This is a genomic window from Luteimonas saliphila, from assembly GCF_016774335.1.
In the GTDB taxonomy this organism is placed as follows: domain Bacteria; phylum Pseudomonadota; class Gammaproteobacteria; order Xanthomonadales; family Xanthomonadaceae; genus Luteimonas; species Luteimonas saliphila.
Window position 1 is genome coordinate 33,619 of the sequence record NZ_JAETWA010000002.1, and the last position, 7,634, is coordinate 41,252.

General features: G+C 70.0%; 7 protein-coding genes. 1 reads left to right on the forward strand and 6 read right to left on the reverse strand.

Going from position 1 to position 7,634, the window contains the following annotated elements; all coding sequences use genetic code 11:
* Positions 1–11: 11 nt before the first annotated feature.
* The 6 genes from JMO03_RS00175 to JMO03_RS00195 form a co-directional block, all read right to left on the reverse strand.
* Entirely contained in the window at positions 12–1,031 is a 1,020-nt protein-coding gene (locus JMO03_RS00175) for a Gfo/Idh/MocA family protein (protein ID WP_337926325.1), read from the reverse strand.
* Positions 1,028–1,780 carry a class I SAM-dependent methyltransferase gene (locus JMO03_RS20935; RefSeq protein WP_238345747.1) on the reverse strand — a complete coding sequence of 251 codons (753 nt, stop codon included), beginning with the start codon at positions 1,778–1,780 and terminating at the stop codon, positions 1,028–1,030. The genes JMO03_RS00175 and JMO03_RS20935 overlap by 4 nt, the downstream gene beginning before the upstream one ends.
* Before the next feature lie 202 nt (positions 1,781–1,982).
* Positions 1,983–3,044 carry a bifunctional diaminohydroxyphosphoribosylaminopyrimidine deaminase/5-amino-6-(5-phosphoribosylamino)uracil reductase RibD gene (ribD, locus tag JMO03_RS00180; RefSeq protein ID WP_202839035.1) on the reverse strand — a complete coding sequence of 354 codons (1,062 nt, stop codon included), beginning with the start codon at positions 3,042–3,044 and terminating at the stop codon, positions 1,983–1,985.
* A gap of 40 nt (positions 3,045–3,084) precedes the next feature.
* Positions 3,085–3,618 (reverse strand): transcriptional regulator NrdR, encoded by a 534-nt coding sequence (nrdR, locus tag JMO03_RS00185; RefSeq protein WP_202839025.1) that lies wholly within the window; start codon positions 3,616–3,618, stop codon positions 3,085–3,087.
* 105 nt (positions 3,619–3,723) lie between these two features.
* Positions 3,724–4,992: a serine hydroxymethyltransferase gene (gene glyA, locus JMO03_RS00190; RefSeq protein ID WP_202839026.1), complete on the reverse strand. Its 1,269-nt coding sequence runs from the start codon at positions 4,990–4,992 to the stop codon at positions 3,724–3,726.
* A 140-nt stretch (positions 4,993–5,132) separates the two neighbouring features.
* Positions 5,133–5,630, reverse strand: a complete 498-nt coding sequence (locus tag JMO03_RS00195) for an RcnB family protein (protein ID WP_202839028.1) — start codon at positions 5,628–5,630, stop codon at positions 5,133–5,135.
* Positions 5,631–5,868: 238 nt separating this feature from the next.
* Between JMO03_RS00195 and ettA the strand changes: the two genes are divergently transcribed.
* Positions 5,869–7,533 (forward strand): energy-dependent translational throttle protein EttA, encoded by a 1,665-nt coding sequence (ettA, locus tag JMO03_RS00200; protein ID WP_202839030.1) that lies wholly within the window; start codon positions 5,869–5,871, stop codon positions 7,531–7,533.
* Positions 7,534–7,634: the final 101 nt, after the last annotated feature.

Consider the following 7,634-nt stretch of genomic DNA (forward strand, 5'->3'; position numbering starts at 1 on the left):
GGTGCGCCATTCTAGCGCAGCGCGTCCCCGGCGCCGCGGGTGGCGACGGACGCTGCGTTGCGGAAATCGCGCAGCACGGCATCGATGACCCGCGTCGTGCGCGCCGCCGACTCGCCGCTGGACGGGCAGCGCCCCTCGCCGCGCAGCTGCGCCACCAGCGTCTCCACCAGCGGCAGCTGGATGTGGCGCGGGTTGGGAACCTCGAAGCGCTGTTCGCCGGCGTCGGCCTCGAGCACGATCGGCACCTCGTCGAAGGTGGCGAAGCGCAGCCGCCCGCGCTCGCCGGTGATCTCGACCTCGTCGCGGCGCGCATCGCTGCAGAAGCACCAGTCGCCCTCGCCACGCGCCCCGTTGCCGAAGGCGAAGGCCATCGCCACCGTGTCCTCGGCCGGATACGCGCCCGAAGCCGAACGCGCCTGGCCCGACACCTCCATGATCGGCCCGAGCAGGAAGTCGAGCAGGTCGAGCGTGTGGCTGCCGAGATCGACGAACAGGCCGCCGCCGGCGATCTCCGGGCGCACGCGCCACGGCAGCGCGGCGCCTTCGGCGTATCGTCCGTCGAGCGTGCGGTGCAAGGCCACGCGAACCTGCCGTGGCGCGCCGATGGTGCCGGCGTCCAGCAGCTCGCGCACCTTCAGGAACCGCGGCAGGGCGCGCCGGTAGTAGGCGACGAACAGCGGCATCCCGGTGGCGCGGCTGGCCTCGAGCATCGCGTCGCACTCGGCGGCATCGAGCGCCATCGGCTTCTCGACGTAGGCCGGCTTGCCCGCGCGCATCGCCTGGATCGCGTAGCGCGCGTGGGTCGACGGTGGTGTCGCGACATACACCGCGTCGACCTGCGGGTCCGCGATCAGCGCGTCGGCGTCGTCATACCAGCGCGGCACCCCGTGGCGCCGCGCGTAATCCTCCGCTTTCGCGGCATCGCGGCGCATCACAGCCACCAGCGCCGAGCCGGTCGCCTGCTGCAGCGCCGGCCCGCTCTTGACCTCGGTCACGTCGCCGCACCCGACGATCCCCCAGCGCAGGGTCACGGCTTCCTCCGCGCATGCACGAACATCGGCCACTGAACGGTACGGGTGGTGCCGGGATCGCCCCAGGCCCGCGCGATCGCGTCCGCGTGCGCCGCAACCGGATCCACGCCGGTCGCCTCGCGGAAGCACCCGCTCGCCGACCAGCTGGAGAAGTACGCCAGCAGGCGCGTCAGCGGCCAGTCCGCGTGCAGGATCCAGGACGGCGTGTCGATTGCCGGGAACGGCCATGCATAGCCGGCGTAGGCCGCGTCGACCTGCGCACGCTCGGGCGGCCAGTACGGCCGGATGGCGGCCGCGAAGGCATCCACCGCCTCGCGCAGGGCGTCCGGCACCACGATGTCCTGGTAGCCCAAGGCGACCAGCACGCCGCCGGGCCGCAGCACTCGCGCGCATTCGGCGAAGAAGGCATCTCGGTCGAACCAGTGCAGCGCCTGCGCCACGCAGACCGCATCCGCGCTCGCATCGGCGAGGCTGCAGCGCTCGGCCGGTTCGACCGCGAACGCGACATTGGCCGGCCCCCGCGCACGGTCGATCTGCTCCGCGCTCGGGTCGGTGGCATGCACGGCCGCGAACCGCGGCGCCAGGTCGCGCGTGGCCTGGCCGCTGCCGCAGCCGGCCTCCCACGCCAGGCCGCGCTCAGGCGCGACCGAGGCGATCCAGTCGAACAGCGCCGCCGGGTACTCCGGTCGCGCGTCGGCGTACGCATCCGCGACCGTGGAAAAGTGGTCCTTGAACGAGGCGGCGATCATCGCGCCACCTTACCCGATGCGATCCGGACGGGATGCACTTCCCCGCCGGGCACGGGCAATGGCGGCCGCGCGTGCGCCACATTCACTCGTGAACGTGGAAGCCGCCGCTCATGTTCCGGCATGTTCCTTCCCGCATCGATTCTTCGTGGACTTCGCCGGAGAACCAGACCGAACGGCGGCGCGCAACCGCCCGGACGTCCGACTACACCTGCGGACGCAGCGACAAACGCAGGTCGTCTCCGACATGCCGCGTCTCGACGATCCTCATCCGCAAGCGCTGCGCCATCTCGGTGAAGCCCAGCCCGCCGAACAGCGGCCGCGCCGTGTCGCCCAGCAGCACCGGGGCGATGTACAGCAGCAGTTCGTCGACCAGCCCCGCCTTGAGCAGGGCCCCGGCGAGCGTGGCGCCGGTCTCGACGTGGACCTCGTTGATCTCGCGTCGCGCGAGCAGGGCCAGCACCGCCGCGAGGTCGAACATGCCGCCCTTGACCGGCACGGCCGCGCGGTCCGCCGCCAGGTCGCGCGGTGGCTTGGCGCCGGGCGCATGCAGGTACAGGGTCGGCGCGTCGCCCTCGCGCACCTTGCCGCGCGCGACGGTGGCCAGGCCGGGGTCGAGCACCACCCGCAGCGGCGGCACGAATTCGCGCGGCTCGTCGAACCGCACGGTCAGCGACGGGTCGTCTGCCAGCACCGTGCCGGCGCCGGTGAGGATCGCGCCGGCGCGTGCGCGCCAGTGCATCACGTCCGCGCGCGCGGCCTGCCCGCTGATCCACTTCGAATCGCCGTTGGCCATCGCGGTGCGCCCATCGAGGCTGCAGGCCAGCTTCACCCGCACCCAGGGCCGACCGCGTTCGATCCGCGACAGGAAGCCGACGTTGAGCGCGCGCGCCTGCGCTTCCATCAGCCCCGACCCGACCGCGATGCCGGCGCCGCGCAGCCGCTCGAAGCCGGCGCCGTCGACCTGCGGGAACGGATCGCGCATCGCCGCGACCACGCGCGCGACCCCGGCCGCGACCAGCGCATCCGCGCACGGCCCGGTGCGCCCGGTATGCGCGCAGGGCTCGAGCGTGGCGTAGACCGTGGCGCCGCGCGCGCGCGATCCTGCGGCCTGCAGCGCGAGGACCTCCGCGTGCGGTTCGCCCTGGCGCTGGTGCCAGCCCTCGCCGACGATCTCCTCGCCGTGCGCGATCACGCAGCCCACCATCGGATTGGGTTTGGTGGTGTACGCGGCCTGTCCGGCCAGGCGCAGCGCGCGGGCCATCATCGCGTGGTCGACCGCCGAGAAGCCGCTCACGATCCGCCCATCAGCGCTTCTTTTCCTTCCCGGACGGCTTGCCGAACGGCACCACGTCGCCGCCGAGCAACGGCAGCTGGCCCTCGCCGGGCAGGTCGCGCTCGAGCCTGTCGAGTTCCTCGCGGAAGTCGGTGATGTCCTCGAACGAGCGGTACACCGAGGCGAAGCGGACGAAGCCGACGTGGTCGAGCTTGCGCAGTTCGGCGATCACGAACTCGCCGATGCGGCGCGACGACACCTCGCGCTCGGTGGTCATGCGCAGCTGGTGCACCACCGCGCGCACCGCGGTCTCGATCTGTTCCTCGGACACCGGGCGCTTGTGCAGTGCGCGGTCCATGCTGATGCGCAGCTTGCGCGCATCGAACGGCTCGCGCCGGCCGTCGCCCTTGATGATCACCGGCAGCTTGAGCTCGATGGTCTCGAGCGTGCTGAAGCGCTCGCCGCAGGCCTCGCACTCGCGCCGGCGCCGGATCGTCGCGCCGTCTTCCGACGCCCGCGAGTCGATCACCTTGGTGTCCTGGTGCTGGCAGAAGGGGCAGTGCATCAGCGGGTCGGGAATGGGGAATGGGGAATGGGGAATCGGTAAAGCAAGATCCTGGAATCGTCGGCCTGGATGATTCCCGATTCCCTATTCCCGATTCCCGGCATCTCAGCCATACACCGGGAACTGCCGGCACTGCTTCGTCACGGCCTCGCGCACGCGCGACAGCACGGCCTCGTCCTCGGGCGCGTCGAGCACGTCGCAGATCCAGTTGGCCAGCGCCACGCAGTCGTCCTCGCGGTAGCCGCGGGTGGTCACCGCGGGGGTGCCGATGCGCAGGCCGGAGGTGACGAAGGGCTTCTGCGGATCGTTCGGCACCGCATTCTTGTTGACGGTGATGTGGGCCTTGCCCAGCGCCTCCTCGGCCGCCTTGCCGGTGATCGGCTTGCCGATCATGTCGACCAGCATCAGGTGGTTGTCGGTGCCGCCGGAGACGATGCGATAGCCGCGCTCGACGATGGTCTTCGCCATCGCCTGCGCATTCCTGACCACCTGTTCCTGGTAACCCTTGAACTCCGGCTCCAGCGCCTCCTTGAACGCGACCGCCTTGGCGGCGATCACGTGCATCAGCGGCCCGCCCTGGATGCCCGGGAAGACGATGCTCTGCATCTTCTTGGCGATCTCGTCGAACCGCTCGCCGGCGCCCTCGCGGCTGGCGACGATGATCCCACCACGCGGCCCGCGCAGGGTCTTGTGCGTGGTCGAGGTGACCACGTGCGCGTGCGGCAGCGGGGTCGGGTACGCGCCTGCGGCGACCAGGCCGGCGACGTGCGCCATGTCCACGAACAGGTACGCGCCGACCTTGTCGGCGATGGCGCGGAAGCGCGCCCAGTCGATCCGGCGCGAATAGGCGGAGAAGCCGGCGACGACCATCTTCGGCTTGTGCTCGAGCGCCAGTTGCTCGACCACGTCGTAATCGATCAGTCCCTGGTCGTCGACCCCGTACTGCACGGCGTCGAACAGCTTGCCCGAGGCGTTGACCTTGGCGCCGTGGGTGAGGTGGCCGCCATGCGCCAGCGACATGCCGAGGATGGTGTCGCCCGGCTGCAGCAGCGCGAGGTAGACCGCCTGGTTGGCCTGCGAGCCCGAATGCGGCTGCACGTTCGCGTAGTCGGCGCCGAACAGCTGCTTGAGGCGGTCGATGGCCAGCTGCTCGGCCACGTCGACGTACTCGCAGCCGCCGTAGTAGCGCTTGCCCGGGTAGCCCTCGGCGTACTTGTTGGTGAGCTGGCTGCCCTGCGCCTCCATCACCCGGGGGCTGCAGTAGTTCTCCGACGCGATCAGCTCGACGTGATCCTCCTGGCGGCGCGCCTCGTCGGCGATCGCCCGGGCCAGTTCGGGATCGTAGGTTTCGATACGGGCATCGCGCTGGAACATCGGCACTCCGGGGTGCGGGAATCGGGCGATTGTACCGTTCTGCCCCGGCGTGGCGGGATTGCGGACACGGAAAAGGCGCGCCCGGAGGCGCGCCTCGTGGATCCCCGGACCGGAGCGCCCCGGCGCGACAGGCCCGGGACTCAGCGCAGGATCAGGTCGGCGATCAGGCCGGTGGCGATGGCCACCAGCAGGTAATCGCCGTAGTCGTCGCGCATCCAGTGGTAGCCGCGCGGCGGATGGCGCAGGCCGTAGCCGCGATAATCATGGACCACGTAGATCGGGCGCTGGTAGTGGTGCACGTAGCCGCCCCGGGCCCAGCGCGGCGGCCCCGCGTAATGTACCGGCGGGTAGTAGTGCCGGACCACGGGACGGTGGTGGATCACCCGCACCGGAGGCCGGTGGTAGGCGTAGTCGCGGCGGTGGTGGCGGTTATCGTGACGATCGTGGCGCCGGTCGTGACGGTAGTCGCGGCGATCGTCGCGGTAGTCGCGACGGGCCTCGCGATGGTCGCGGCGGTGCTCGCGCCGGTCATGGTCGCGATGGCCGTAACCCCGCCGGTCGTTGTCGGCGAGCGCGGGCATGGCTGCCGTGGCCAGTGCCAGCATCAGGACGGCACCCCACTTGAGCTTCTGGTTCATGTCGTTCCTCCGGGAATCCGCGCCATCCGCACCCCGGCTGGCGTGGGACGACTATCGGCGGCCCAGGCTGAATCGCCGCTTCCTGCAACCGTTTGCACACGCACGCCCTCCACGAATGTTTAACGCCCGCTCAGCCGTCGGGCCCGGAGGGCGAACGGCTATAATCTCCCGATCCCGCGTCATCCCCGCCGGTCCGCGTTCTGCGTGGGTCTCGGCCGCGTGCAATCCGGAGTTCCCCATGTCTTCGCAGTACATTTACACCATGAACCGCGTGTCCAAGGTGGTGCCGCCCAAGCGGCAGATCATCAAGGACATCTCGCTGAGCTTCTTTCCCGGTGCCAAGATCGGCCTGCTGGGCCTCAACGGCGCCGGCAAGTCCACCGTGCTCAGGATCATGGCGGGCGTCGACCAGGATTTCGAGGGCGAGGCGCGGCCGCAGCCGGGCACCAAGGTCGGCTACCTGGAGCAGGAACCGCAGCTCGATCCGGCGATGACCGTGCGCGAGGCGGTCGAGGAAGGCGTGGGCGAGGTGCTGCGCGCGCAGGCGGAGCTGGACAGGGTCTATGCCGCCTACGCCGAGGAAGGCGCCGATTTCGATGCGCTGGCCAAGGAGCAGGAGCGGCTCGAGGCGATCCTCGCCGCCGGCGATGCGCACACGCTGGAAAACCAGCTGGAGGTCGCGGCCGACGCGCTGCGCCTGCCGCCATGGGACGCGTTGATCGGCAAGCTGTCGGGCGGCGAGAAACGCCGCGTGGCGCTGTGCCGGCTGCTGCTGCAGAAGCCGGACATGCTGCTGCTGGACGAGCCCACCAACCACCTCGACGCCGAGTCGGTGGAATGGCTGGAGCAGTTCCTCGCCCGCTATACCGGCACCGTGGTGGCCGTCACCCACGACCGTTACTTCCTCGACAACGCCGCCGAGTGGATCCTCGAACTCGACCGCGGCCGCGGCATCCCGTGGAAGGGCAACTACACCCAGTGGCTGACCCAGAAGGACGAGCGGCTCAAGCAGGAAGACAACCAGGAGAAGGCGCGCCAGAAGGCGATCCAGAAGGAGCTGGAATGGTCGCGGCAGAACGCCAAGGGCGGCCGCTCCAAGGGCAAGGCGCGACTGGGGCGGCTGGAGGAGCTGCAGTCGGTCGACTACCAGAAGCGCAACGAGACCAACGAGATCTTCATCCCGCCAGGCGAGCGCCTGGGCAACTCGGTGATCGAGTTCAGGAACGTCAGCAAGCGCTTCGGCGACCGGCTGCTGATCGACGACCTGTCGATGATCGTGCCGCCCGGCGCGATCGTCGGCATCATCGGCCCCAACGGCGCCGGCAAGTCGACCCTGTTCAAGATGATCACCGGACAGGAGAAGCCGGACTCGGGCCAGATCCTCATGGGTCCGACCGTGAAGCTGGCCTACGTCGACCAGAGCCGCGAGGCGCTGGAAGGCGACAAGACCGTGTTCGAGGAAGTCTCCGGCGGCCTCGACATCCTCAACATCAACGGCATCGAGATCCAGTCGCGCGCCTACATCGGCCGCTTCAACTTCAAGGGCCAGGACCAGCAGAAGCGCGTGGGCGCGCTGTCGGGCGGCGAGCGCGGCCGCCTGCACATGGCCAAGACCCTGCTGCAGGGCGGCAACGTGCTGCTGCTCGACGAACCTTCCAACGACCTCGACATCGAGACCCTGCGCGCGCTGGAAGACGCGTTGCTGGAGTTCCCGGGCAACACCTTCGTGATCTCGCACGATCGCTGGTTCCTCGACCGCATCGCGACCCATATCCTCTCCTTCGAGGGCGACAGCCACGTCGAGTTCTTCCAGGGCAACTACCGCGAGTACGAAGAGGACAAGCGCCGCCGCATGGGCGACGACGCCGGTCCCAAGCGCCTGCGGTTCAAGGCGCTGAAGTGACCATCCGGCCGCAGGCCGGATGGTCATCCCGAGCGCAGCGAGGGATCCCGTGACCCACCCCCGGACCAACCCGGCCCGCGCGTCGCTCGCTACCCTTCCCG

Excerpts from the sequence above, each read along its gene's own strand:
- glyA (WP_202839026.1), bottom strand. The coding sequence starts at position 4,992 with ATGTTCCAGCGCGATGCCCGTATCGAAACCTACGATCCCGAACTGGCC.
- ribD (WP_202839035.1), bottom strand. The coding sequence starts at position 3,044 with ATGATGGCCCGCGCGCTGCGCCTGGCCGGACAGGCCGCGTACACCACC.
- JMO03_RS20935 (WP_238345747.1), bottom strand. The coding sequence starts at position 1,780 with ATGATCGCCGCCTCGTTCAAGGACCACTTTTCCACGGTCGCGGATGCG.
- ettA (WP_202839030.1), top strand. The coding sequence starts at position 5,869 with ATGTCTTCGCAGTACATTTACACCATGAACCGCGTGTCCAAGGTGGTG.
- JMO03_RS00195 (WP_202839028.1), bottom strand. The coding sequence starts at position 5,630 with ATGAACCAGAAGCTCAAGTGGGGTGCCGTCCTGATGCTGGCACTGGCC.
- nrdR (WP_202839025.1), bottom strand. The coding sequence starts at position 3,618 with ATGCACTGCCCCTTCTGCCAGCACCAGGACACCAAGGTGATCGACTCG.